This window comes from Pseudomonas sp. 05N36, assembly GCF_056397385.1.
Genome location: NZ_JBFTNH010000001.1, coordinates 207,244 through 231,574 on the forward strand (window position 1 = coordinate 207,244; position 24,331 = coordinate 231,574).

The following is a 24,331-nucleotide window of genomic DNA, read 5'->3' on the forward strand; positions in this document are numbered from 1 at the left end:
CATGCGCCGTCTGCTCTGCCTGATGCTGTTAGTGCTGGTCCTGCCGGTGAATGCCGCCGGCCTTCTGGACAGTCGCCCCAGTTCAACCCTGGGCTCGATCAATAACAGCGCCGACTTCCTGCCCGTGCGCGAAGCTTTTCAACTGAGCCTGGTGGAGAGCACGCCGCAATCGATCAAACTGCGTTTCGTCGCTACCGAGGGTTACTACCTTTACCGGCATCGCTTCCAGTTTCACAGCGAGCCCGCCGACATTGGCCTGGGGGCCGCGCAACTGCCTACAGGCGAAAAAAAGCACGATGAGTACTTCGGCGATGTCGAGGTCTACCACGGCATTCTCGACGTCGACCTGCCACGCAACAGTGCTGATCAGCGGGCTTTCACGCTGGCCGTCACCTACCAGGGCTGCGCCGATAAAGGCCTGTGTTATCCACCGGAAACCGAACGCCTGACAATCGACGGTGCAGCCATTACCCCCCCGGCCAGTGCCGCAGGCTGGAGCTGGCGCGAACTGGCGCTGTTCTTCCTTGCGGGCCTTGGCCTGACATTTACCCCATGCGTGCTGCCGATGCTGCCGATCCTCTCCGGCGTGGTGTTGCGCGGTCAGGTCGGCGGGCTGCGCGGTTTTAATCTGTCACTGGCCTACGTCTTGCCGATGGCCGCCTGTTTCGCCGCACTCGGTGCATTGATGGGGTTGTTCGGCGCCCAGCTCAACCTTCAGGCACGCCTGCAATCGGCGTGGGTATTGGCGCCATTTGCCTTGTTCTTCATGGTGTTTGCGTTAGCGATGTTCGGGATCTTCGAACTGAAATTGCCCTATGCAATCAGCAGCCGCCTGGACCGTATTGCCGGTCGCACCGAAGGGGGTTCGCTGTGGGGCGCGGCCGTGCTCGGAGTGGTATCGAGCCTGTTGGTCTCGCCGTGTGTATCTGCACCTTTGGCCGGAGCACTGCTGTATATAAGCGCCAGCGGCGATGCGTTGGGCGGCGCGTTGAAGCTGTTCGTTCTGGGCCTGGGGATGGGTGCGCCATTGTTGCTGGTCGCCACCGGCGGCGCGGCCTGGCTGCCGAAAAGCGGACCGTGGCTGATCTACGTGAAAAACGCGATTGGCGTGTTGTTGCTGGGGTTGGCAATCGGCTTGCTCAGCCGGGTATTGCCAGGCCCCATCACCTTGCTGCTGATCGGTTTGCTGGCGGCCGGGGTTGGCTTGTTCCTCGGGGCGCTGGAGCTTGGCTATAAGCCACCGCGAAAACGCCTGGGCCAATTGCTCGGGATACTCCTGGTGTTTTACGGGTTGGCGTGCTGGTACGGGGCCTTCAGCGGCCAGGCCGATCCGTTCAGCCCGATAAGCCAGCCAAAAGTCATCAACACTCCTGGCAGCGCTCAAGCGCAAAACCCGAGTGAATGGCAAACCATCAGCACCCCGGCGGAACTCGATCGAGTGCTGACTGAAGCAAAATCCGCCAACACCCCGCTGCTGCTCGACTGGTACGCCGACTGGTGCATCAGCTGCAAAGTCATCGAGCACGAGGTGCTTAACGACAGCAGCGTCGTCGAACGCCTTAAAGGTTATCGACTGATCCGCTTCGACATCACCGCCAGCAACGCCGAACAACGCGCCCTGCTCGACCGTTACAAGCTGTTCGGACCACCGGCGCTGATGTTTTTCGGCAAGGACGGCAATGAACGTAGCGATGTGCGAGTGATTGGCGAGATCAATGCAAGGGACTTCGCCGAACGTGTCGCCAAAGCGAATGACCGGATTTAATCAGTTGGTCACATAATTCGCGCAATCATCGGTCATTGTGCTGGCTATTGCAGAGAACTGGACAGTCACAAACGCTTTGCGGCATAGTCGCCGGGTTCTGATAACTGCACACAGATAACAAGGAACAGCCGATGGCGACCCTACTGGTACTGCACGGACCCAACCTGAACCTGCTCGGCACCCGCGAACCGGGCGTCTACGGGGCTGTGACCCTGGCCGAGATCAATCAGGACCTGGAACAGCGTGCGCGAAATGCCGGCCACCATTTGCTCTACCTGCAAAGCAACGCCGAGTATGAATTGATCGACCGCATTCACGCCGCTCGCGGCGAGGGTGTGGATTTCATTTTGATCAATCCAGCAGCTTTTACGCATACAAGTGTCGCATTACGTGACGCGCTGCTGGCGGTGAGCATCCCATTCATCGAAGTGCATTTGTCTAACGTGCACAAACGCGAACCTTTCCGCCATCACTCTTACTTCTCCGACGTTGCGGTGGGAGTGATCTGCGGCCTTGGCGCCAGCGGTTATCGACTGGCCCTGGAGGCCGCACTAGAACAGCTTGAAAGACAGGCAACGGCTTGAACAACAAGCGTTAAACGCCCCTGACCGACCCTTGGGAGTTGATGATTCATGGATATCCGTAAAGTTAAGAAACTGATCGAACTGCTGGAAGAGTCCGGCATCGACGAGCTCGAGATCAAGGAAGGCGAAGAGTCCGTACGTATCAGCCGCCACAGCAAAACCCCGGCTCAGCAGTACTACGCTCCTGCGCCAATGCACGCTCCGGCTCCGGCACCTGTCGCTGCTGCCGCGCCTGCTGCCGCCGCTGCACCTGCTGCTCCCGCTGCGCCAGCGCTGAACGGCAACGTTGCCCGTTCGCCAATGGTGGGCACTTTCTATCGCAAATCTTCGCCGTCCTCGCCGTCCTTCGTTGAAGTTGGCCAGAGCGTGAAGAAAGGCGACACCCTGTGCATCGTCGAAGCCATGAAGATGATGAACCACATCGAAGCTGAAACCAGCGGTGTGATCGAATCCATCCTCGTCGAAGACGGCCAGCCGGTTGAGTACGACCAACCGCTGTTCACCATCGTTTGAACCGCGGAGAGCCAACGATGTTGAAACCTGCGAAGTTGGAAAAAGTTCTGATCGCCAACCGCGGTGAAATCGCCCTGCGGATCCTGCGTGCCTGCAAAGAGATGGGCATCAAGACCGTCGCCGTTTACTCCAAGGCCGACAAGGAGCTGATGCACCTGGGCCTGGCAGACGAATCGGTGTGCATCGGTCCGGCATCGGCCGCGCACTCTTACCTGCACATTCCAGCGATCATCGCCGCTGCCGAAGTGACCGGCGCCACCGCCATTCACCCAGGCTACGGCTTCCTCGCGGAAAACGCCGACTTCGCCGAACAGGTGGAAAACTCCGGCTTCGCCTTCATCGGCCCGAAAGCTGAAACCATCCGCCTGATGGGCGACAAGGTTTCGGCCAAGCACGCCATGATCGCTGCTGGCGTACCAACCGTTCCAGGTTCCGACGGCCCGCTGCCGGAAGACGAAGAAACCGCTCTGCGCATTGGTCGTGAAGTCGGTTACCCGGTGATCATCAAAGCCGCTGGCGGCGGTGGTGGTCGCGGCATGCGCGTTGTGCACAAAGAAGAAGACCTGATCTCCTCGGCAAAACTGACCCGCTCCGAAGCTGGCGCGGCGTTCGGCAACCCGATGGTCTATCTGGAAAAATTCCTGACCAACCCACGTCACGTGGAAGTTCAGGTACTTTCCGATGGCCAGGGCCATGCTATCCATCTGGGTGACCGCGATTGCTCGCTGCAACGTCGCCACCAGAAGGTTCTCGAAGAAGCGCCGGCACCGGGCATCGACGAGAAGGCTCGCCAGGAAGTCTTCGCTCGCTGCGTCAAGGCGTGCATCGACATCGGTTACCGTGGCGCCGGGACTTTCGAGTTCCTGTACGAGAACGGCAGCTTCTACTTCATCGAGATGAACACTCGTGTCCAGGTAGAGCACCCGGTTTCGGAAATGGTCACCGGCATCGACATCGTCAAGGAGATGCTCAGCATCGCCGCTGGCAACCCGCTGTCGTTCACCCAGGATGACGTGGTCATCCGCGGTCACGCGCTGGAATGCCGGATCAACGCCGAAGACCCGAAAACCTTCATGCCAAGCCCAGGCACGGTCAAGCATTTCCATGCCCCGGGCGGCAACGGTGTGCGGGTTGATTCGCACCTGTACAGCGGCTACGCCGTTCCGCCGAACTACGATTCGTTGATCGGCAAACTGATCACTTACGGGGCAACCCGTGAAGAAGCCATGGCGCGCATGCGCAATGCGCTGGACGAAATCGTGGTCGACGGGATCAAGACCAACATCCCGCTGCACCGCGACCTGACCCGCGATGAAGGCTTCTGCAAAGGTGGAGTCAACATCCACTACCTGGAACACAAGCTGGCTGCACAGCACTAAAGCTTGATCCAGACCAACAAAGCCGCTTTCGAGCGGCTTTGTTGTTTCCGGGATTACTGAATGCAGAACCCTTGTGGCGAGGGAGCTTGCTCCCGCTCGGTTGCGAAGCAGCCGCAAACCATCCAACAGCAGTGCCCCAGGTAAAACCGAGGTGCCCATTTTTGGACCGCTTCGCGCTCCAGCGGGAGCAAGCTCCCTCGCCACAGGTATATCCCTGGCAAGCCGGTCGTCTTCTGCGCCGCTCTCGCGTAAACTTGCCCGCTTCTCGCAGCCCGCCAGGCTGCACATTACATTTTTCAAAGGTGCCCGCCATGCCTTGGCTGCAAGTCCGTCTCGCCATCAGCCCAGAACAAGCCGAAACCTACGAAGACGCCTTCCTTGAAGTCGGCGCCGTCTCGGTGACCTTCATGGACGCCGAAGATCAGCCGATCTTCGAGCCGGAACTGAACACCACCCCACTGTGGTCGCACACGCACCTGCTGGCCCTGTTCGAAGGTGGCACCGAAGCCGCCAGCGTGCTGGCTCACCTTGAGCTACTGACCGGCAGCCCGCTGCCCGAGCATCACAGCGAAGTCATCGAAGACCAGGACTGGGAGCGCAGCTGGATGGACAACTTCCAGCCAATGCGCTTCGGCCAGCGCCTGTGGATCGTCCCGAGCTGGCACGCCGCACCCGAGCCTGATGCGGTCAACCTGCTGCTCGATCCGGGCCTGGCGTTCGGCACCGGCACCCACCCGACCACCGCCTTGTGCCTGGAATGGCTCGATGGCCAGGACCTGAAGGACTGCCACGTACTGGACTTCGGCTGCGGCTCGGGGATCCTCGCGATCGCCGCCCTGCTGCTGGGCGCCAAGGAAGCCGTCGGCACCGACATCGACGTGCAGGCACTGGAAGCCTCCCGCGACAACGCCGGGCGCAACAACATCGACGAAGCGCTGTTCCCACTGTACCTGCCCCAGGATCTGCCGCAGGTGCAGGCTGACGTGCTGGTGGCCAACATTCTCGCCGGACCACTGGTTTCCCTGGCCCCGCAACTCTCCAGCCTGGTCAAGCCCGGCGGTCGCCTGGCCCTGTCGGGCATCCTTGCCGAGCAAGGTGCGGAAGTCGCAGAGGCTTATGCCAAAGACTTTGATCTGGACCCGATTGCCAATCGCGATGGCTGGGTGCGCATTACCGGCCGTCGGCGCTAAAATGAGCGCCTGCATACTCCGGATGGCCGCATGACCGATAGCTTCGTCACCCAGTGCCCGCATTGCCAGACCAGTTTCCGCGTCAGCCACGCCCAATTGAGCGTGGCCCGTGGAGTGGTTCGCTGCGGCTCTTGCCTGCAAGTGTTCAATGCTGCGCGGCAGTTGCTCGAGCAGCGCATGGGCAAGGAAGCTAGCGCCCTCACGACCCCGCCTCCGGTCGAGCCGCCCACGCAACGGGCGATCAGCCAGAAGCAGTGGACAGCCGCCGAACTGGATCTGGACAGCCTCGACCTCGACGAAGAACTCGCCAAGCTTGAACAACGGGAAATCCAGCCCACCAAAGAGTTCGGCCATCATGAGCGCAAGCACAAGGAAGACTCGCTGAGCGCCCGCCGGGATACACCCGAAGGTGAAGAGCCTTGGGCCGACAGCCTGTTCAGCGATTCCGCCGCCGAACGCGCGCGGGCCAGCGAGCACACGCATACGCCTACCGAAAGCCATCGACCACCAGACATCATCGACGAACCGGAAAAACCCTCGCGCACCGAACCCTCGCTGTCGCTTGAGCTGGTCGATCTGGACGATGAGCCCGAGGCACCGCAGTTGCGCCTCGACCAGCCCTTCGAAACGCCGGAGCCTGCAGGCAAACACGAACGCCTGTCCGCAACCGATGACGATATCGACGACGAAGCCCCTGAAGCCGAGCCAGTACGCAAGAAGCGCACGCGCAACGAATCAGCCGTGCATGACGAGGTGCTGCAGGACCTGGTCGACGATCCGCTGCAACTCGACTGGCAAAAACGCCGCTCACCCTGGGGTCGCCGGCTCTTCTGGGGCCTGATGGTCCTGCTGGGCGCAGTAGCCCTTGCCGGCCAGTACGTTGCCTATCACTTCGACGAACTGGCCCGTCAGGACCAATACCGCCMCTGGTTCCAGCAACTGTGCCCGCAGATGGGTTGCAGCGTGCCGTCCAAAGTCGACATCGCGAAAATCAAAAGCAGCAATCTGGTGGTGCGTAGCCACCCGGACTTCAACGGCGCGCTGGTAGTCGACGCGATCATCTACAACCGCGCGTCGTTCTCGCAGCCGTTCCCATTGCTGGAACTGCGCTTTGCCGACCTCAATGGCCATCTGATCGCCAGCCGCCGCTTCAAACCGGGCGAGTACCTCAATGGCGACCTCGCGGACCTCGCAGAAATGCCGCCGCAAACCCCGATCCATATTGCCCTGGACATCCTCGATCCCGGCCCAAAAGCCGTGAACTACAGCCTGAGCTTCCACTCGCCCGAGTGAATCACCTCACTCGGCGCTGAGTCTCGCGCCGTTGACGGCAATTTTCCGACTCCCGGCGCCTCGAACCAAACTGCTGGCAATAACGGAATAACTGTTCAGATTTTATCCAATTCAGCCTTTATCCAGTCATCGAGAGCGGGTATCATGCCAACCCTTTTTCGAACTCTCATGATCCGACCCCACAACAGGGAAGTCCTATGTCGGCGGTACGCATCGGCCCATATACATTGCACAACGGCTTGATTCTCGCCCCAATGGCGGGTGTCACCGACCAGCCCTTTCGTCAGCTGTGCAAACGACTGGGCGCAGGGCTTGTAGTCTCGGAAATGGTCACCAGCGACATGAGTTTGTGGAACACCCGCAAATCGCGTCTGCGCATGGTCCACGAAGGCGATCCCGAGCCACGCTCGGTACAGATCGCCGGTGGCGATGCACAGATGCTGGCGGAGGCAGCACGCGCCAACGTCGAGTTGGGCGCCCAGATTATTGATATCAACATGGGATGTCCGGCCAAGAAGGTCTGCAACAAGGCCGCCGGCTCCGCGTTACTGAAAGATGAAGAGTTGGTGACCGAGATCCTGCACGCCGTCGTGGCGGCGGTTGATGTGCCGGTCACGCTGAAGATCCGCACGGGCTGGGACCGGGCGAACAAGAATGGCCTGACGGTGGCGAAAATCGCCGAACAGGCAGGCATTACGGCGCTGGCGGTGCATGGCCGGACCCGTGCCGATCTGTATACCGGGGAAGCCGAGTACGACACCATTGCCGCGATCAAGCAGGCGGTGTCGATTCCGGTCTTCGCCAATGGCGATATCGACTCGCCCGAGAAGGCCCGGCACGTGCTTGACGCGACCGGTGCCGATGGCCTGTTGATAGGCCGGGCTGCCCAGGGGCGGCCATGGATTTTTCGTGAGATCGAGCATTTTCTGCGTACCGGCGAAAAACTCCCGGCACCAGAGTTGATCGAGGTGGAACGTATTCTGCTTGAGCATCTGGCCGCGCTCCATGCTTTCTATGGAGATGTCATGGGCGTACGCATCGCCCGCAAGCATGTCGGCTGGTATCTCGCAACCCTGCCGGGCGCCAGGGAGTTTCGCGCCCACTTCAATCGTTTGGATGGTACGGAAACACAATGCGCCAACGTTCGGGAGTTCTTCTCCGAGCGCTACAAGAGCCTGACAGGGGACGGAGAAGGGGTGGCCGCATGACGATGATGACCGAGACTTTAGTGAGTGGAACAGCACCCGTGAGCGACAACGTAAATTTGAAACAGCACCTCAATACACCGAGCGAAGAAGGCCAGACCCTTCGCGGGAGTGTCGAGAAGGCGCTGCACAATTATTTCGCCCACCTTGAAGGCGCGGCCGTCACGGATGTGTACAACCTGGTGCTCTCCGAAGTCGAGGCTCCCCTGCTCGAAAGCGTGATGAACTACGTCAAGGGCAATCAGACCAAGGCCAGTGAGCTGCTGGGACTGAACCGCGGCACCTTGCGCAAGAAACTCAAGCAGTACGATTTGTTGTAAGCATTCAATCAAACCAGAAAGGCGCCCGCGTAAAACCGGTCGCCTTTTTTGCTGACTTCCTTTGCTTTTGATGGAAATTGAGATGACCGACCAGACCACCCGCCTGCCGATCCGCCGCGCCTTGATCAGCGTTTCCGACAAGACCGGGATCCTCGAATTCGCCAAGGAACTCGAAGCCCTCGGCGTCGAGATCCTCTCCACCGGCGGGACGTTCAAGCTGCTGCAGGACAATGGCGTAGCCGCTGTGGAAGTCGCGGATTACACCGGTTTCGCAGAAATGATGGACGGTCGGGTGAAAACCCTGCACCCGAAAATCCACGGCGGGATCCTCGGTCGTCGCGGTATCGACGATGCCATCATGAACGAACACGGCATCAAGCCGATCGATCTGGTCGCCGTTAACCTCTACCCGTTCGAAGCCACCATCAACAAGCCAGGTTGCGACCTGCCGACCGCCATCGAGAACATCGATATCGGCGGCCCGACCATGGTGCGCTCCGCTGCCAAGAACCACAAAGACGTGGCCATCGTGGTGAACGCCAGCGATTACGCCAGCGTGCTGGAAAACCTCAAGGCCGGTGGCCTGACCTACGCCCAGCGTTTCGACCTGATGCTCAAGGCTTTCGAACACACTGCCGCCTACGACGGCATGATCGCCAACTACATGGGCACCGTGAACCAGGCTGCTGAAACCCTCAGCACCGAAGGTCGCAGCGAGTTCCCGCGCACCTTCAACAGCCAGTTCATCAAGGCTCAGGAAATGCGCTACGGCGAGAACCCGCACCAGAGCGCGGCGTTCTACGTTGAAGCCAAGCCAGCCGAAGTAGGCATCGCGACCGCGACCCAACTGCAAGGCAAAGAACTGTCGTACAACAACGTGGCCGACACCGACGCTGCGCTGGAATGCGTGAAGAGCTTCGTCAAACCGGCCTGCGTCATCGTCAAGCACGCCAACCCGTGCGGCGTTGCCGTGAGCCCGGATGCCGAAGGCGGAATCCGCCAGGCGTACGAACTGGCTTACGCCACCGACACCGAATCGGCGTTCGGCGGCATCATCGCGTTCAACCGCGAACTGGACGCTGAAACCGCCAAAGCCATCGTCGAGCGTCAGTTCGTCGAAGTGATCATCGCCCCATCGGTCAGCGAAGAAGCCCGCGCCATCGTCGCCGCCAAGGCCAACGTTCGCCTGCTGGCCTGCGGCCAATGGTCGGCTGATCGTGCAGCTGCCTGGGACTACAAGCGCGTCAATGGCGGCTTGCTGGTACAGAGCCGCGACATCGGCATGATCGGCAGCGAAGACCTGAAGGTTGTGACCAAGCGCGCACCGACCGAGCAAGAGATCAACGACCTGATCTTCGCCTGGAAAGTCGCCAAGTACGTCAAATCCAACGCCATCGTCTACGCCAAGAACCGTCAGACCATCGGTGTCGGCGCCGGCCAGATGAGCCGCGTGAACTCTGCGCGCATCGCCGCCATCAAAGCTGAACACGCCGGCCTGCAAGTGCAGGGCGCGGTCATGGCCTCGGATGCGTTCTTCCCGTTCCGCGACGGCATCGACAACGCCGCCAAGGTCGGCATCACCGCCGTGATTCAACCAGGCGGCTCGATGCGTGACAACGAAGTGATTGCTGCTGCTGACGAAGCCGGCATCGCAATGGTCTTTACAGGCATGCGCCACTTCCGTCACTGATTATTGCCCTCTGTGGGCGAACTCCTGTGGGAGCGAGCCTGCTCGCGATAGCGTTCTGCCGGCCACATTGATTCTGGATGTACCGCCGCCATCGCGAGCAGGCTCGCTCCCACATAAGAGCACCCCTGCGGTGCTATCAAGAATTAGCGTCATCCGAGGTTTTTGAAATGAATGTTTTGATCATTGGCAGCGGTGGCCGTGAACACGCCCTGGCCTGGAAAGTCGCTCAGGATCCGCGCGTACAGAAAGTCTTCGTTGCCCCGGGCAACGCCGGCACGGCCATTGAAGCCAAGTGCGAGAACGTCGCTATCGACGTGCTGGCCCTTGAACAACTGGCTGACTTTGCCGAGAAAAACGTCTCCCTGACCATCGTCGGTCCGGAAGTCCCGCTGGTCGCGGGCGTGGTCGATCTGTTCCGTCAACGTGGCCTGGACTGCTTCGGCCCAACGGCTGGCGCCGCCCAGCTGGAAGGCTCCAAGGCATTCACCAAGGACTTCCTGGCTCGCCACAAGATCCCGACGGCCGACTACCAGAACTTCACCGAGATCGAGCCAGCCCTGGCTTATCTGCGTGAAAAAGGTGCGCCGATCGTGATCAAGGCCGACGGCCTGGCGGCCGGTAAAGGCGTGATCGTCGCCATGACCCTGACCGAAGCCGAAGACGCCGTACGCGACATGCTCGCCGGCAACGCTTTTGGCGACGCCGGTTCGCGCGTGGTCATCGAAGAGTTCCTCGATGGCGAAGAAGCCAGCTTCATCGTCATGGTCGACGGCAAGAACGTGCTGCCGATGGCCACCAGCCAGGACCACAAACGTGTTGGCGACGCCGACACCGGCCCGAACACGGGCGGCATGGGTGCCTACTCCCCTGCCCCGGTGGTCACCAGCGAAGTTCACCAGCGCGTCATGGACCTGGTGATCTGGCCAACCGTGCGCGGCATGGCCGAAGAAGGCAACGTCTACACCGGCTTCCTCTATGCCGGGTTGATGATCGACAAGGCCGGCAACCCGAAAGTCATCGAGTTCAACTGCCGTTTCGGCGACCCCGAGACCCAACCGGTGATGCTGCGCCTGCAGTCGAGCCTGGTATTGCTGGTCGAAGCGGCGCTGGCACAGGCACTGGACAAGGTCGAAGCCCAGTGGGATCCACGTCCAAGCGTCGGCATCGTACTGGCGGCTGGCGGCTACCCGGGTGATTACGCCAAGGGCGCCGTGATCGAAGGCCTGGATGCCGCCGCTGCGCTGGAAGGCAAAGTCTTCCACGCCGGTACCGCGCTCAAGGACGGCAAGGTTGTGACTGCCGGTGGTCGGGTACTTTGCGCCACCGCCATGGGTGCAAGCGTCGATGCCGCCCAGCAGCAGGCCTACAAACTGGCCGGCAAAATCAACTGGGAAGGCTGTTTCTACCGCAAGGACATTGGCTATCGCGCCATTGCCCGTGAGCGTGGCGAAAATCAGGAATAAGCTATCCATTCGGCTAGGCAAGGGCCTATGGCCCTTGCCGTACTATTCCGGCGCCGCGCATAGTTATAATCTGGCATCAACCTACGAAGGGATTTCGCCGTGCGCTGGCTCAGGATTGCCATAGGTTTCACCGTCACTCTGCTGACCCTGCTCTGCATGCTCCCGGCCCAGGCCGCGCAAGGCAGTGGCTGGGCGGTATTGCTCGACGAACAGGCAGACCTGCAACTGAGCGATATCCGCTCGCCTCGCTACACCAACCAATTCAGCCCGATTGAACTCGACCAGATCACCGCCGCCGAACCCAGTGGCGCGTTGTGGCTGCGTTTCAAGCTCAGTCCCGGCAAACACGAACAACTGCTGCGCATCTTCGCCCCCGATTTGTCGCACCTGAACCTCTACGTTCTGGATGGCGACACGTTGGTCGAGCAATTGACCAGCGGCAACGAACAACCGCAGAGCGAGCGACCACTCCCCAGCAGCGACTTCATGTTGCCGCTGCCCCAAAGCGACAAACCCCTCGACGTTTATCTGCGGCTGGTTTCCGAGCACGAGTTGCGGCCTTATATCACCCTGCAATCGGCAGTGATGACGGCAGCCCACCAGAACCAGACGCTGATCTACGGCCTGTTTTTTGGCTGCATCGCGATGCTGATCCTGTATAACCTCACGCGCTACGGTTATTCGCGCTCGCGAAGCAGCCTCTGGCTGGCGGCGTGCGAGGGGCTGTTGTTGCTCAGCCTGGTGCTGTTGCTGAACCTGGCAGGCCCATGGCTTCCCGACTGGCATGCCGTGCAGACACCCGGCGCCTATCTGGCGCTGCTGTTGACGGCCCCTTGCGGCCTGATGTTCGCCTACCGCTTCTTTGCCCCGCTGGGCCCGCATCCATTGAACAGGTTGCTGCTGGGGGACATCCTGTTCATTGTCCTGTGCAGCCTGCTGTTGCTGTTCGTCGACACCCTGCCGCTGAACATCATCACCTATGCGCTGGTGGCCCTGGCGGGCCTGAGCATGCTCTTTGTCAGCGCCTATCACTGGCAAAAGGGATACCGACCGGCACGCCTGTTCGTGGCCGCAATGGTGGTGTTCAACGTCGGCACGCTGATCATCCTGCCGGCGCTGCTGGGGCTGACCCTGGTTGCGCCGCAAGGCCTGATCATGACCTTGATGGCCTTCATCTGCATCTGCGGCGTGCTGATGAGCATCGCCCTGAGCGAACGCCAGCGCAGCATCACCGAAGACCGCTTCAGCATCAGCCGCGACCTGGCGGCGAGTAACGCCGAGATCAACGCCAAAGCCGAATTCCTGGCAAAGATCAGCCACGAAATCCGCACCCCGATGAATGGCGTGCTGGGCATGACCGAACTGCTGTTGGGCACCCCGCTGTCGGTCAAGCAACGCGACTACGTACAAACCATCCATAGCGCCGGCAATGAACTGCTGACGTTGATCAATGAAATCCTCGACATCTCCAAGCTCGAGTCCGGGCAAATCGAACTCGACGATGTGCAGTTCGACCTCAACGCACTGATCGAAGACTGCCTGAGCATCTTCCGCGCCAAGGCCGAACAACAGAACGTCGAGCTGATCAGCTTCATCCAGCCACAGGTCCCTCGCGTGATCAGCGGCGACCCGACGCGTCTGCGCCAGACACTGCTGAGCCTGCTGGAAAACGCCCTGAAGAAAACCGACGAAGGCGAAATCCTGATCGTCGTAGCCCTCGACGAACGCAGCCTCAAACCGCGCCTGCGCATTGCCGTGCAAGACAGCGGGCAACCCATGGATGCCGAAGAACGAGAAGCCCTGCTGCATGCCGAACTGCACAGCAAGAACTTCCTGTCCGCCACCCGCCTGGGCGGTAACCTGGGGCTGGTGATCGCCCGGCAATTGATTCTGCTGATGCACGGCGAATTCGGCATCAAGAGCGGCAGCAATCAGGGCAGCACACTGTGGCTGACCTTGCCGCTGGACCCCGAGCGCCTCGAACACCCGACCTCCGATCTCGATGGCCCGCTGCAAGGCGCACGGGTGCTGGTGGTGGACGACAATGACACCTGCCGCAAAGTCCTGGTGCAGCAATGCAGCGCCTGGGGGCTGAACGTCAGCGCCGTACCTTCCGGCAAGGAAGCCCTCGCCCTGCTGCGCACCAAGGCGCACCTGCGTGACTACTTCGACGTGGTCCTGCTCGACCAGAACATGCCCGGCATGACCGGCATGCAACTGGCGGCGAAGATCAAGGAAGACCCGAGCCTGAATCACGACATACTGCTGATCATGCTCACCGGCATCAGCAACGCGCCGAGCAAGGTCATCGCACGCAATGCCGGAATCAAACGCATCCTCGCCAAACCCGTGGCCGGCTACACCCTCAAGACCACGCTGGCAGACGAACTGAGCCAACGCAGCAAAGGCCTGGCGATCTCACTGCAACTGCCGACTGGCGCGCCTGCGGTGGTCAAGGTGCCGAGCGATTTCCGCATTCTGGTGGCCGAAGACAACAGCATTTCAACCAAAGTGATTCGCGGCATGCTCGGCAAGCTCAACCTTCAGCCGGACACCGCCTGCAATGGTGAAGAAGCCTTGAAGGCGATGAAGGCCCAGCGCTACGACCTGGTGTTGATGGACTGCGAAATGCCGATCCTCGATGGTTTCTCCGCCACCCAGCAACTGCGTGCCTGGGAGGTCGGCAACCAGCGAACCCGCACACCGGTCGTAGCACTTACCGCACATATCCTCGCCGAACACAAAGAACGCGCGCGCCAGGCCGGCATGGATGGCCATATGGCCAAGCCCGTCGAGCTTTCACAACTGCGCGAACTGATCGAGCATTGGGTCGCACAGCGCGATCAGCAGAATCAGGCAACGGCTCAAACGTCCTGAGCCGACAGACCCCGCCGCGCCTGATAGACTCCTCCCCGACTTCCCTCGCCAGTGAGCTTGCCCCATGCTCCACGTGTTGTTCAGCGTTTACCTGAAGATGCTGGTGCTCTACAGCCCCTTCTTCGTGTTGTCCTGCTTCATCAGCCTGACCCGCGGTTATTCGCGCAAGGAACAACGTCGACTGGCCTGGAATGTCGCCCTCGCGACCCTGGTTTCCAGCGTGCTGTTGTATTTGTTCGGGCGGATGATTTTCAGCGTGTTCGGCATCACCGTAGACGCCTTCCGCATTGGCGCCGGCAGTGTGCTGTTCATTTCGGCACTGGGCATGGCTCAGGGCAAGTCAGCGGTCCAGACCGACAACGTGCAGCAAGACGTGACCATCGTCCCGCTGACCATTCCCCTCACTGTCGGCCCCGGCACCATCGGCGCCTTGCTGGTGATGGGCGTCAGCCAGCCGCACTGGGACGACAAACTCACCGCCATCCTCAGCATCGCCATGGCCAGCCTGACCGTCGGCGTGGTGCTGTACCTGTCCAACCGCATCGAGCGGATTCTCGGTGACCAGGGTTTGCAGATTGTCAGCCGGTTGATGGGGTTGTTTGTGTGTGCGTTGGCGGCGCAGATTATCTTTACCGGGGTGAAGGGGTATTTGGTGCCTTAGTTCGTCGTCCATCACGAGATTGCCCACCGAAAAACAAGGCCTTGTCGTTAAAGCACAAGGCCTTGCCAATGTTGATCAAACCAAACAACTCAGAGCTTCAGTTTCCTCACCAGGATCTTGTCTGAGTAAGCGTCGATTTTCTCGTGGACCCGTCCACGGTAGTTTTCAAACACCTCCCGATTGAAAGCAAAAACGCCGCCATCCGGGATGATGACCACTTCTTTGTCGAATTCACTCCAGAAAAAGAAGTCATCCTCAATCACGGTGGTGCTATAGCGCAATCCGTACAGGCAGACGACCACGTCGCCGGAATCAAGACGTTCGCAAGGTGCACATTTGAGAATACCCGAGCCACTGTTCGCGACGTTGCCGCGAAAGAAGTTCCAGGCAAACTCGTCCAGCTTCAACGCCGCGTAAGTTTCCTCAACCAGCTGACCTAAACGTTCCGCCCCCAAGTCACCGATGATGGTATGGCTGACATTCAGCAGTTGATTGACATTCGACACCCTCAACGGCTCAGAGGGGACGATAGCTTTGAGTGTGAAACCCGCCTTCAACAACCGGCCCTGGTAATAATCGAACCAGACTTTTTTTGATACTTGCCCTGGGTATTTATCATTCGCGGCCAGTTCCGCATACAACAAACAGTCCTGTATATCCTGCTGGTCCCGCGGGCAAACTTCGGGCACAAAGGATAATAAGCAGCCACCCACTACTACAGCATCAGCAAGCTCTGACATATTGAACACCTTGTTCATCGACGTTAAAAACAAACGCGCGACTGAAAGTCCTGACGACCTTACGACTCTGTAATCTTTTTAAACAGGTCATCCGCAAACTGATCAATGTAGGAATACACCTGTTGACGCTTCCGGTCGAATGCACGCTTATTGAATTTGCGAACACCCGCCGCCTGAAAAAGATGAACCCCCTCCGTCTTGAACGTAAAAAACAGAAAATCGCCATCGTAGTCCTTACTGAACACATCCAGGCCGCCCATGACCATCGCCATGCCACCACCAGGAGCCACGATACAAGGAACTGCTTTAAAGCTGACAACCGAACTTTCCTTGCTTCCGACGTCCACGATCTTCAGTGCTGCTTTATCGCCCTTGAGCTTGTCAAAACCTGCCGCTACCAGGCTCAACACATTCCCAGAGCCCGCGCTGATCACGGTCTCAAGCACTTGCAACAGTGCGTCGTTCATCGTCAGCGTCAGCTTTTTGGAGTCATACTTCTTATACGTGTAGCTTTCCGTGACCCAGCCAATCGCTGACAAGGCTTCGTTATATGCCATGTATCGCTGCTCTCTCGATGTTTCTGCAGGCAACTTTCTGACGACAGCCTCGGCAAAGGCCTGACTATCCAGAGCATCCTGCTTATCATCTTCGCCAAGCTGCTGATCAAATACCACAAGGGACGGACCGACGACCGACGCATCAATTTTCTCCGCGGTGAGGTTCGCCAGAGTACCGCCGCTCCTCGCAAGCATTTTGAGTCGGGGACGCGCGGAAACCTCAACTAACTGAGCCTCAATTCCCTCAAAGTATTTATCCTGCACGGCCTCATCGAAAGGGAGCCCTTCAACAACATTGATTATTTCGTTCTTCATATAAATCATCCTTAGTCATTAACTACCGCTCCATGCGGTAGAAACAAAACTAAGATAGCCAACCGCAACCGTCAAACTTATTCAAAAAAGAACCTATGCCAATAGTTTCCAACCCCAAGCACTTCCAACTGCCCGCCACACCCAGAGCACAAAAAAACGCCGCTTATTGGCGGCGTTAGTTTCGAGGCTAATCATTATTAGAACGCAAGCGACCTCGAGGTGAGGTCGCCGTTATTCAGGAGACCGGCTTGGTTGGATACCAGCGTGGCGTATAAACCCACTCACCACCTTCAGCGCGCGGGAACACGCAGGTGGTGGATGAACCGATCAGCACCATAGTGCGCATGTCCACCTGATCAGGCGTTAATGCACCGAGGGTCGTGACCCGCAACGTCTGCCCCGGACGCCCAATATCCCGCCCCAGCACCACAGGCGTTTCCGGCGTGCGGTGCTGCGCGACGATTTCCAGCGCTCGGCCCAATTGCCACGGCCGCGAACGCGAGATCGGGTTGTAGAAGGCCAGGGCCAGGTCAGCCTCTGCCGCCAGGTCCAGACGCTTCTCGATGATCGTCCAGGGTTTCAGGTTGTCCGACAGCGACATCACGCAGAAGTCATGCCCCAACGGTGCGCCCGCTTGAGCGGCGGTCGCCAATGAAGCGGAGACACCCGGCAGGATCTCCAGATCGACGCTGTGCCAGCTCGTATCGGTAGATTCGTGCAGCGCTTCGAGCACCGCCGCTGCCATGGCAAATACGCCTGGGTCACCGGATGAGACGACCACCACTGAACGGCCTTGGGCGGCCAGTTCGAATGCGTGGCGCGCGCGCTGCATCTCCTCGCGGTTGTCGGTGCAGTGCAACACTTGATCGGCACGGAACGGCCCGGCCATGCGCACGTAGGTTTCATAGCCGAGCACGTCGTTGGCACGAGTCAGTTCCGCCTTGACCGCCGGCACCATCAGTTCGGCAGCGCCAGGCCCCAGACCAATGACCGCCAAACGGCCACGAGCACGACCAATCTGCAACGGGTCAAGCGGTTGCTCAGCCATCGCGAGGGTGATTCCGTTAACGTCACAGACGCTGACCGGCTCTGCGAGCGCATTGTGCGCCAGTTCACCGAGACTCCCGGCAGCCACCGCAAAACGCAGTGGCACACCCAATTCCAGCGCCGCTTCACGCAACGCTGGGCTGGCCATCTGCAGATCGCTGGCCAACAGGCATGCGACCGATTGCACGGCGATTTTCGCCTGGTGCAAGGCATCGCGTACGGCGTTCGGCAGATCGGCAACATCGGCGCTCACCGCGACCAGAACGTTTTTCGGGTAGATCCGCAACTCATTGGCCGCAGGTGCGCGTTCGGCGCTACCAATATGAATGGCCAGACGCGCCTGGGGATCCTGCGGCAACTGCGCCTGCGCCAGCCACGGGGCGGCGCCTTCGATACGTACGCTCTCACCGGCCAGCAAGTCCGAAACAAAGCGCTTGCCCAGTTCCAGGTCACCCAACGCATAGCCACTCGGCGGGTTGAGCAGGCAAGTGCCGAAGCGCAACTCACCGCTGGTGGTAATGGCAGCCGCCACTCCCAGCCCATCCGCAATCTCGCGGGCCAGCACATTCACTCCGCCCAGCCCTCCGAGCAACGGCACGACCGCGCTACCATCTTCAGCGACGGCCAGCACCGGCGGCTCAGCGCCTTTTTCCAGGAGCAATGGCGCCAGCGTGCGAATGACGATACCGGCGGCACACAAGGCAATGATTGGCGTGTCCTGTTGATAGAGCTGGCGCAGCGTCGCACCGAACTCGTGGTAAACGCGGTCCGCGCCGTCGACCCGTTCGGCCAGGCCGTGGATCAAGGCGCCGGGGTACAGCTGTTGGATCTTGCGCGCGGTCGCGAGGCTGCCATTACCCAGAATGACAATCGCCGGAACTGGACGAGTCATCAGCCTTGCCACCTTTCGCCGGGAACGATGATCAAGGAAAAATACGGCGAGGACATCGGCTCGACCTGATCCAGCGGCACGATCTTCTGATTGGCCATGGTGGCGCGTTCAACGTACAGCGCACGCTCTGCCAGACCGAGCTCTTCCAGCACCTGACGCACCTTGGGAAAGTTGCGCCCCAGCTTCATCACCACCGCCGCGTCGGCATCGGCCAAACGACGCTTGAGTTCTTCGTGCGGTAGCACCCCGGACAACACCGACAGGCTCTGATTGCGATACACCAGCGGCGCCCCCAGCACCGAAGCGCCGCCGAGCATCGAGCAGACGCCCGGCACCACTTCGGCCTCGTAACGTTCGGCCAGACGATCATGCAAATACATGTAAGAGCCGTAGAAGAACGGATCACCTTCGCAAATCACCGCCACGTCACGCCCGGCATCCAGATGTGCGGCGAGCTGTTCGCCGGCCGCATCATAGAAATCGCTGATCACTTGCTCATAGGAAAGCGGTGGCGCCAAGGTCTCGGTGGTTACCGGATAGACCAGCGGCAACAGCGTCTGCGCGTCCTGCAAATGCGCTTCGATGATGCCGAACGCATTGCCTTTTTTGCCCTTGGCGACGAAGTACGCCACCACCGGCGACTCGCGTAACAGGCGCAAGGCTTTGACGGTGATCAGTTCCGGATCACCAGGCCCCACGCCGAGGCCGATCAAACGTCCAGGCTGCTGCATCATTCAATCTCCGTGGCGAGGGCATTGACCGCAGCGGCAGCCATGGCGCTACCACCCAACCGGCCCTGCATGATCACAAACGGCACGCCACGGCTGTCCGCCGCCAGCATCGCCTTGGACTCGGCGGCACCGACGAAGCCCACCGGGAAGCCAAGAATCAGCGCCGGTTTTGGCGCGCCGGCATCGAGCATTTCCAACAAGTAGAACAACGCGGTCGGGGCATTGCCGATCACCACCACGCTGCCTTCCAGGTGCGGACGCCACAGCTCCAGCGCCGCTGCCGAACGGGTGTTGCCGAGTTCACGGGCCAGGTCCGGAACGCTCTCGTCACGCAGGGTGCAAATCACCGGATTGTTCGCCGGCAACCGCGCGCGGGTCACGCCTTCGGAGACCATCCGCGCATCGCACAGAATCGGCGCACCGGCGGCCAGCGCATCGCGTCCGGCCTTGCCGGCGCCTTCGGAAAATTGCAGACCGTCGATCGCCTCGACCATGCCGCAGGCGTGAATCACCCGCACCGCGAGTTTTTCCAGATCGGCCGGGATCCGGTCGAGGTTGGCCTCGGCGCGAATGATCGCGAAGGAGTTGCGATAGATCTCCTGACCGTCGCGGATGTAATCAAGCATCAAGGGGACTCCGTGGGCGGGCATCAAGCGCTGCGCCGGCCGCTTCAATAGTGAGGTTGCGTGCTTGCAGGGCGCCGAAACCCGGCTGCCCTGCATCGCGAAAATAGAGGTCGTAATGACCGGGGCTGACTGCCAGCAAGGTGACCGGCGCGATGTGCGCGGCAGCACACGAACGTCGGCAGCCAGACAGGTGAACGTGAACTCGCTCGCCGCGACTTTGCAGCTGTGTGGACAATTGCAGGGCATCACCCTTTGTCTCTGCCAGACCTTTGCCGCACCCGGCCGATCCAGTGCAGGCCACCAGATGCGCCAGTGCTTGATCGGCACTCACCAGAAAACCCAACGCCTGCAATCGCTCACTGAGCGCCGGGGCATCCTGCGGGCTAATGTTCGGCAGCAGCAGGCTTTGCCAGGGAGTCAAACGCAAGCTGCCGTCACCGAACGCCTCGGCCAGGCGCGCCGCGCCTTCGAGCATCGAAGCATCCAGCCGCCCCAGCGGCGGGACAGCGCCGACATAGACCACGTCTTCCTGGCGCTGTGGATAAGTACCGATGTGCAACCCGGGGCGCGACTCGGGACGTTGCCAGTCACTGATCGGGGTCAACGGCACCCGTTCGGCCAAGGCCTGCACTACCGATGCCAGCGAACGCTCGGCCAGCACATGCCGCATGCGAGTCTGATCCGGCCGCGCCAGATCGAGAAACAGCTCCAGCACCGCCACCACCAAGGCGTGACCGTCATTGCGCAACACCGCCCCTGCCGGTGTATCCGTGGGGCAACCCGCCAGGCCAAACGCCAGCCATTGCTCGCCATTGCGTTCAACCGCGCTCAACCAGAGGTCATGCGGATGCTCGAGCATCGCCAGCGCCTCGCCGCCATCCAGTTGCACGGCAAACTTGGCCGACAGCTGATGGAAACGCTCATGGCTTTGCAAGGTGGCGAGGATCTGCTCGGCCAGCGGACGAGTATCGAACAACATGTGCCGATCGATGCCGGCACCGGGGCTGAGCATCAGGTTGCGTACATCATCGCCGGCAGCCGTCTTTGGGCCCAATCCGGCGGCCAGCAGGCTGTCGATCAAGGGCCGGTGCTCACTACCAATTCCGCGAATTTGCAGATTGGCGCGGTTGGTCGCCTCAATCACTCCACCGGCATAACGCTCGGCGGCCTCGGCCACAGCCATGGCCTGGGCAGCGCTGATCGACCCGCCATTCAACTTGATCCGGCAAATGCCGCCGTCCGAAGCCTGGACGATACGCAGCAACCCCGGACAAGCCGAGGGGCGTAAGGCGGTGTGCATCTGACGTTCGTTCAAGGGGGCGACCGGCTAAGAGGTAGAAGCACTTCGCGAGCGAAGGCGCGGTATTATGCCTGCTTTGTCTGACGGCATGAAAAGCCTGCCCGTCGGAACACCCGGTTTGAGGAATATAAATGGCCCCTTGGCTGACAGTAGTGGGAATCGGTGAAGACGGCTTCAACGGCCTGGGCAAGAACGCTCGGCGCGCGCTGCTGGGTGCTTCGCGGATTTTCGGTGGCCAACGGCAACTGGATCTGCTGCCCGTGTGCATTCGTGGCGCACGACAGCTCTGGCCGAGTCCGTTTTCCCTTGAGCCGGTACTGGCGCAGCGCGGTGAGCCGGTCTGTGTGCTGGCCAGCGGTGATCCAATGCTGTTCGGCGTAGGCGCCAGCCTGACGCGGCAAGTGCCGAACGATGAGATGCTGATCCTGCCCGCGCCATCCTCCTGCTCTCTCGCTGCGGCCCGGATGGGCTGGCCGTTGCAAGAAGTCGTCACGCTGTCGGTGGTTGCCCGGCCAATCGCAGCGCTGAACGCCCAGCTGTTCAGCGGCGTTCGTTTACTGGTGTTGAGCAACGACCGGCACTGCCCCGCCGCAATTGCCGCGCTGCTGCGCGAATGCGGTTTCGGGCCGAGCCGGATGACCGTGCTGGAACACCTGGGCGGCGCGAGCGAACGACGCGTCGACGGCATCGCCAGCGACTGGACCGACCCGGTCGTCGCCGACCTCAACCTGATTGCCATCGAGTGCCTCGCTGCCCCTGATGCGCCGCGCTTGTCGCGCCTGGCTGGTTTGCCGGATGCCGCCTTCAAGCACGACGGCCAACTGACCAAACGCGATGTCCGCGCCATCACCCTCGCCCGCCTGGCGCCGGTGCCCGGTGAACTGTTGTGGGACGTCGGCGCCGGCAGCGGCTCGATCGGCATCGAGTGGATGCGTGCACACCCGAGTTGCCGCACGCTGGCCATCGAGGCCGATGCTGGCCGCCAGCAACTGATCGAACACAATCGCGACGCCCTCGGCGTGCCCGGCCTGCAACTGATTCGTGGCAGCGCGCCGCAGGCACTGGACGGTCTTGAGCGACCTGACGCTATCTTCATCGGTGGCGGTGTGACCCGGGACGGTGTGCTCGACACCTGTTGGGCCCAGCTCAAACCCGGCGGTCGACTGGTCGCCAACGCGGTCACCCTGCAAAGCGAAATGACCTTGATGGCCTGGCGCGAACAACACGGTGGCGAGCTGACGCGGATTCATATCGCTCAGGCGCAGCCGCTGGGAGAGTTCGACACCTGGCGCCAGGCGTTGCCGATCACCTTGCTGGACGTGGTTAAACCCTTCGATGCGTGACGAAACCGCCGAACAACCCGCGCCCCTACGCAGCGGCCTGACCACCGGCAGTTGCGCCACCGCCACCAGCCTCGCCGCCGCGCGCCTGTTGCTCGGCGCTGTGACCAGCGACGCGGTGGAGATCGTGCTGCCCAAAGGCAAACAGGTGCAGATGCGCCTGGAGTTTTGTCGCCTGACTGTCGACGGCGCCGAAGCCGGAACCATCAAGGATGCCGGCGACGACCCGGACGTAACCCACGGTGCGTTGCTCTACAGTCAGGTGCGTTTGATCAGCGAACCCGGTATTCGTTTCTGCGCCGGCAAAGGCGTCGGCACTGTCACTCGCCCGGGGCTGGTACTGAGTGTCGGCGAACCGGCGATCAACCCGGTACCGCGCAAGATGATCACCGACCATCTGCTACTGCTCGCGCAAGAATTCAGCTACGGCGGCGGTTTTGAGGTGACGGTCAACGTCGAGAACGGCGAGGCCCTGGCGCTGAAAACCATGAACCCGCGATTGGGCATTCTTGGCGGGCTGTCGATCCTCGGCACCAGCGGCATCGTTCGGCCGTTTTCCTGCGCGGCGTACATTGCCTCGATCCATCAGGGCATCGATGTCGCCAAAACCAACGGTTACCTGCACATCGCCGCCTGCACCGGCAACGCCAGCGAAGACACCATGCGCCGGGTCTACGACCTGCCGGAAATCGCCCTGATCGAGATGGGCGACTTCGTCGGTGCAGTACTCAAACATCTGCGCAAAGTGCCTGTGGATAAACTGAGCATTTGCGGCGGCTTCGGCAAGATCAGCAAACTCGCCGCCGGACATATGGATTTGCACAGTCGCCACTCCAGCATCGACCTGCCACAACTGGCCGAATGGGCCGCGAACGTTGGCGCTGACGCTGCATTGCAGCAAGGCATCCGCGAGGCCAACACCAGCCAGCAAGCCCTGGCGATGGCCAGCGCCGCTGGGATCGCGTTGGGTGATGCAGTGTGCCGGCACGCGCTGGATTTCGCCCGCAGCGTAGTGCCCAAACAGGTTCAGGTCGAAGTGTTTGCCATCGATCGCCAGGGTGGCATCGTCGGTCATGCCGGAGCTTTTCAATGAAACGTCTGTTGCTGCTCGGCGGCGTCACCGAAGCCCTGGCAATTGCCCGAACACTCGGCCCGCAACATATCTACAGCCTGGCGGGCGTAGGTCGGGTGCCGACCGACCTGAACTGCCAGGTACGAGTCGGCGGCTATGGCGGCGCTGAAGGCCTGACGCAATTCATCAAGGATCAAGGCATCGATCTGTTGCTCGACGCCACACACCCCTACGCCGCGCAAATCAGCCGGAACGCGGCCACTGCCGCGCACCAAAGCGGCATCCCGTGCTGGGCGCTACGCCGTCCGGCGTGGCAAGCGCAGGCCGGGGATGACTGGCGCGAAGTCAACGACTGGGCCGAACTGATCGAAGCGTTGAAACCGTTCAAGCGCCCATTGTTTACCTTGGGCCGCGAGCCGCTGCAGCACCTGGATGAAATCCCGCCCGAGCAGTTCTGGACCTTGCGCACGCTGGAGGTTTATCCCGGCAACGAGCGCTGCGAAGTGATCGGTGCACGCGGACCGTTTTTCATCGAAGACGAACGCGCGCTGTTCGAACGCCGGCAGATCGATGTACTGATCAGCAAAAACAGCGGCAGCAGCGCCACCGAACCCAAGCTTGAAGTCGCCCGCGAACGCGGGGTGCCGGTGCTGATCCTCAAGCGGCCGGAGTTGCCGGAGGTTGAGCGGGAGTTCTTGACGCTCGACGAAACACTTCAGACGTTGGCAGCCTTCACTCGATGAGGCAGGATCACTTGCTTGCATGAACAGT

General features: G+C 60.8%; 21 protein-coding genes. 15 read left to right on the forward strand and 6 right to left on the reverse strand.

Annotated elements, in window-relative coordinates:
• Nucleotide 1 precedes the first annotated feature (1 nt).
• The 12 genes from AC1DIH_RS01025 (at nucleotide 2) to AC1DIH_RS01080 (ending at nucleotide 14,940) form a co-directional block, all read left to right on the forward strand.
• Complete coding sequence (locus AC1DIH_RS01025; protein WP_477770265.1) at nucleotides 2-1,765, forward strand: protein-disulfide reductase DsbD; 1,764 nt, start codon at nucleotides 2-4, stop codon at nucleotides 1,763-1,765.
• Between the two features lie 131 nt (nucleotides 1,766-1,896).
• Nucleotides 1,897-2,349, forward strand: coding sequence for a type II 3-dehydroquinate dehydratase (aroQ, locus tag AC1DIH_RS01030; RefSeq protein ID WP_019693755.1), 453 nt, complete (start codon nucleotides 1,897-1,899; stop codon nucleotides 2,347-2,349).
• A gap of 48 nt (nucleotides 2,350-2,397) precedes the next feature.
• The gene (accB, locus tag AC1DIH_RS01035) at nucleotides 2,398-2,862 is read left to right on the forward strand and encodes an acetyl-CoA carboxylase biotin carboxyl carrier protein (RefSeq protein ID WP_054595440.1); all 465 of its coding nucleotides are present in this window, start codon (nucleotides 2,398-2,400) and stop codon (nucleotides 2,860-2,862) included.
• Nucleotides 2,863-2,879: 17 nt separating this feature from the next.
• Nucleotides 2,880-4,241, forward strand: coding sequence for an acetyl-CoA carboxylase biotin carboxylase subunit (gene accC / locus AC1DIH_RS01040; protein WP_019693757.1), 1,362 nt, complete (start codon nucleotides 2,880-2,882; stop codon nucleotides 4,239-4,241).
• 311 nt (nucleotides 4,242-4,552) lie between these two features.
• Entirely contained in the window at nucleotides 4,553-5,431 is an 879-nt protein-coding gene (gene prmA / locus AC1DIH_RS01045; protein ID WP_216743484.1) for a 50S ribosomal protein L11 methyltransferase, read from the forward strand.
• A 30-nt stretch (nucleotides 5,432-5,461) separates the two neighbouring features.
• The gene (locus AC1DIH_RS01050; protein ID WP_477770266.1) at nucleotides 5,462-6,724 is read left to right on the forward strand and encodes a DUF3426 domain-containing protein; all 1,263 of its coding nucleotides are present in this window, start codon (nucleotides 5,462-5,464) and stop codon (nucleotides 6,722-6,724) included.
• 197 nt (nucleotides 6,725-6,921) lie between these two features.
• Complete coding sequence (dusB, locus tag AC1DIH_RS01055; RefSeq protein WP_427529475.1) at nucleotides 6,922-7,932, forward strand: tRNA dihydrouridine synthase DusB; 1,011 nt, start codon at nucleotides 6,922-6,924, stop codon at nucleotides 7,930-7,932.
• Complete coding sequence (gene fis / locus AC1DIH_RS01060) at nucleotides 7,929-8,249, forward strand: DNA-binding transcriptional regulator Fis (protein WP_007921650.1); 321 nt, start codon at nucleotides 7,929-7,931, stop codon at nucleotides 8,247-8,249. The genes dusB and fis overlap by 4 nt, the downstream gene beginning before the upstream one ends.
• Before the next feature lie 82 nt (nucleotides 8,250-8,331).
• Nucleotides 8,332-9,939, forward strand: coding sequence for a bifunctional phosphoribosylaminoimidazolecarboxamide formyltransferase/IMP cyclohydrolase (purH, locus tag AC1DIH_RS01065; RefSeq protein ID WP_477770267.1), 1,608 nt, complete (start codon nucleotides 8,332-8,334; stop codon nucleotides 9,937-9,939).
• A gap of 167 nt (nucleotides 9,940-10,106) precedes the next feature.
• Nucleotides 10,107-11,402, forward strand: coding sequence for a phosphoribosylamine--glycine ligase (purD, locus tag AC1DIH_RS01070; RefSeq protein ID WP_477770268.1), 1,296 nt, complete (start codon nucleotides 10,107-10,109; stop codon nucleotides 11,400-11,402).
• A 99-nt stretch (nucleotides 11,403-11,501) separates the two neighbouring features.
• Nucleotides 11,502-14,279: a hybrid sensor histidine kinase/response regulator gene (locus AC1DIH_RS01075; RefSeq protein ID WP_477770269.1), complete on the forward strand. Its 2,778-nt coding sequence runs from the start codon at nucleotides 11,502-11,504 to the stop codon at nucleotides 14,277-14,279.
• A 64-nt stretch (nucleotides 14,280-14,343) separates the two neighbouring features.
• Nucleotides 14,344-14,940: a MarC family protein gene (locus tag AC1DIH_RS01080; RefSeq protein ID WP_477770270.1), complete on the forward strand. Its 597-nt coding sequence runs from the start codon at nucleotides 14,344-14,346 to the stop codon at nucleotides 14,938-14,940.
• Between the two features lie 89 nt (nucleotides 14,941-15,029).
• Here the strand turns inward: AC1DIH_RS01080 and AC1DIH_RS01085 are convergent, their stop codons facing one another.
• The 6 genes from AC1DIH_RS01085 to cobG form a co-directional block, all read right to left on the reverse strand.
• The gene (locus AC1DIH_RS01085; RefSeq protein WP_477770271.1) at nucleotides 15,030-15,680 is read right to left on the reverse strand and encodes a hypothetical protein; all 651 of its coding nucleotides are present in this window, start codon (nucleotides 15,678-15,680) and stop codon (nucleotides 15,030-15,032) included.
• Between the two features lie 59 nt (nucleotides 15,681-15,739).
• Entirely contained in the window at nucleotides 15,740-16,552 is an 813-nt protein-coding gene (locus AC1DIH_RS01090; protein WP_477770272.1) for a hypothetical protein, read from the reverse strand.
• A 235-nt stretch (nucleotides 16,553-16,787) separates the two neighbouring features.
• A complete protein-coding gene (gene cobJ, locus AC1DIH_RS01095) occupies nucleotides 16,788-18,491 on the reverse strand; it encodes a precorrin-3B C(17)-methyltransferase (protein WP_477770273.1) in 1,704 nt (567 codons plus the stop codon).
• Nucleotides 18,491-19,222, reverse strand: a complete 732-nt coding sequence (locus AC1DIH_RS01100; protein ID WP_054598226.1) for a precorrin-2 C(20)-methyltransferase — start codon at nucleotides 19,220-19,222, stop codon at nucleotides 18,491-18,493. The genes cobJ and AC1DIH_RS01100 overlap by 1 nt, the downstream gene beginning before the upstream one ends.
• Nucleotides 19,222-19,848 carry a precorrin-8X methylmutase gene (locus tag AC1DIH_RS01105; RefSeq protein ID WP_427529489.1) on the reverse strand — a complete coding sequence of 209 codons (627 nt, stop codon included), beginning with the start codon at nucleotides 19,846-19,848 and terminating at the stop codon, nucleotides 19,222-19,224. Before AC1DIH_RS01105 ends, AC1DIH_RS01100 begins: the two co-directional genes overlap by 1 nt.
• Nucleotides 19,841-21,148 carry a precorrin-3B synthase gene (gene cobG / locus AC1DIH_RS01110; protein ID WP_477770274.1) on the reverse strand — a complete coding sequence of 436 codons (1,308 nt, stop codon included), beginning with the start codon at nucleotides 21,146-21,148 and terminating at the stop codon, nucleotides 19,841-19,843. The genes AC1DIH_RS01105 and cobG overlap by 8 nt, the downstream gene beginning before the upstream one ends.
• Nucleotides 21,149-21,279: 131 nt before the next feature.
• On the opposite strand from cobG, the gene cbiE reads away from it, so the two are divergent.
• From cbiE to AC1DIH_RS01125, 3 genes are read left to right on the forward strand one after another with little or no spacing between them, the layout of a single operon-like run.
• On the forward strand, nucleotides 21,280-22,491 hold the full coding sequence (cbiE, locus tag AC1DIH_RS01115; RefSeq protein ID WP_477770275.1) for a precorrin-6y C5,15-methyltransferase (decarboxylating) subunit CbiE: 1,212 nt from the start codon (nucleotides 21,280-21,282) through the stop codon (nucleotides 22,489-22,491).
• Nucleotides 22,484-23,581 carry a cobalt-precorrin-5B (C(1))-methyltransferase gene (locus tag AC1DIH_RS01120; RefSeq protein ID WP_477770276.1) on the forward strand — a complete coding sequence of 366 codons (1,098 nt, stop codon included), beginning with the start codon at nucleotides 22,484-22,486 and terminating at the stop codon, nucleotides 23,579-23,581. Before cbiE ends, AC1DIH_RS01120 begins: the two co-directional genes overlap by 8 nt.
• Entirely contained in the window at nucleotides 23,578-24,303 is a 726-nt protein-coding gene (locus tag AC1DIH_RS01125) for a cobalt-precorrin-6A reductase (RefSeq protein WP_477770277.1), read from the forward strand. Before AC1DIH_RS01120 ends, AC1DIH_RS01125 begins: the two co-directional genes overlap by 4 nt.
• Nucleotides 24,304-24,331 lie beyond the last annotated feature (28 nt).

What these genes read in the sequence shown, in the direction of transcription:
- cobJ (WP_477770273.1), bottom strand. Translation starts at nt 18,491, where the DNA reads ATGACTCGTCCAGTTCCGGCGATTGTCATTCTGGGTAATGGCAGCCTC.
- AC1DIH_RS01090 (WP_477770272.1), bottom strand. Translation starts at nt 16,552, where the DNA reads ATGAAGAACGAAATAATCAATGTTGTTGAAGGGCTCCCTTTCGATGAG.
- AC1DIH_RS01025 (WP_477770265.1), top strand. Translation starts at nt 2, where the DNA reads ATGCGCCGTCTGCTCTGCCTGATGCTGTTAGTGCTGGTCCTGCCGGTG.
- prmA (WP_216743484.1), top strand. Translation starts at nt 4,553, where the DNA reads ATGCCTTGGCTGCAAGTCCGTCTCGCCATCAGCCCAGAACAAGCCGAA.
- AC1DIH_RS01100 (WP_054598226.1), bottom strand. Translation starts at nt 19,222, where the DNA reads ATGCAGCAGCCTGGACGTTTGATCGGCCTCGGCGTGGGGCCTGGTGAT.
- purD (WP_477770268.1), top strand. Translation starts at nt 10,107, where the DNA reads ATGAATGTTTTGATCATTGGCAGCGGTGGCCGTGAACACGCCCTGGCC.
- dusB (WP_427529475.1), top strand. Translation starts at nt 6,922, where the DNA reads ATGTCGGCGGTACGCATCGGCCCATATACATTGCACAACGGCTTGATT.
- aroQ (WP_019693755.1), top strand. Translation starts at nt 1,897, where the DNA reads ATGGCGACCCTACTGGTACTGCACGGACCCAACCTGAACCTGCTCGGC.
- accC (WP_019693757.1), top strand. Translation starts at nt 2,880, where the DNA reads ATGTTGAAACCTGCGAAGTTGGAAAAAGTTCTGATCGCCAACCGCGGT.
- purH (WP_477770267.1), top strand. Translation starts at nt 8,332, where the DNA reads ATGACCGACCAGACCACCCGCCTGCCGATCCGCCGCGCCTTGATCAGC.
- AC1DIH_RS01080 (WP_477770270.1), top strand. Translation starts at nt 14,344, where the DNA reads ATGCTCCACGTGTTGTTCAGCGTTTACCTGAAGATGCTGGTGCTCTAC.
- cbiE (WP_477770275.1), top strand. Translation starts at nt 21,280, where the DNA reads ATGGCCCCTTGGCTGACAGTAGTGGGAATCGGTGAAGACGGCTTCAAC.
- AC1DIH_RS01105 (WP_427529489.1), bottom strand. Translation starts at nt 19,848, where the DNA reads ATGCTTGATTACATCCGCGACGGTCAGGAGATCTATCGCAACTCCTTC.
- AC1DIH_RS01085 (WP_477770271.1), bottom strand. Translation starts at nt 15,680, where the DNA reads ATGTCAGAGCTTGCTGATGCTGTAGTAGTGGGTGGCTGCTTATTATCC.
- cobG (WP_477770274.1), bottom strand. Translation starts at nt 21,148, where the DNA reads ATGCACACCGCCTTACGCCCCTCGGCTTGTCCGGGGTTGCTGCGTATC.
- AC1DIH_RS01125 (WP_477770277.1), top strand. Translation starts at nt 23,578, where the DNA reads ATGAAACGTCTGTTGCTGCTCGGCGGCGTCACCGAAGCCCTGGCAATT.
- fis (WP_007921650.1), top strand. Translation starts at nt 7,929, where the DNA reads ATGACGATGATGACCGAGACTTTAGTGAGTGGAACAGCACCCGTGAGC.
- accB (WP_054595440.1), top strand. Translation starts at nt 2,398, where the DNA reads ATGGATATCCGTAAAGTTAAGAAACTGATCGAACTGCTGGAAGAGTCC.
- AC1DIH_RS01120 (WP_477770276.1), top strand. Translation starts at nt 22,484, where the DNA reads ATGCGTGACGAAACCGCCGAACAACCCGCGCCCCTACGCAGCGGCCTG.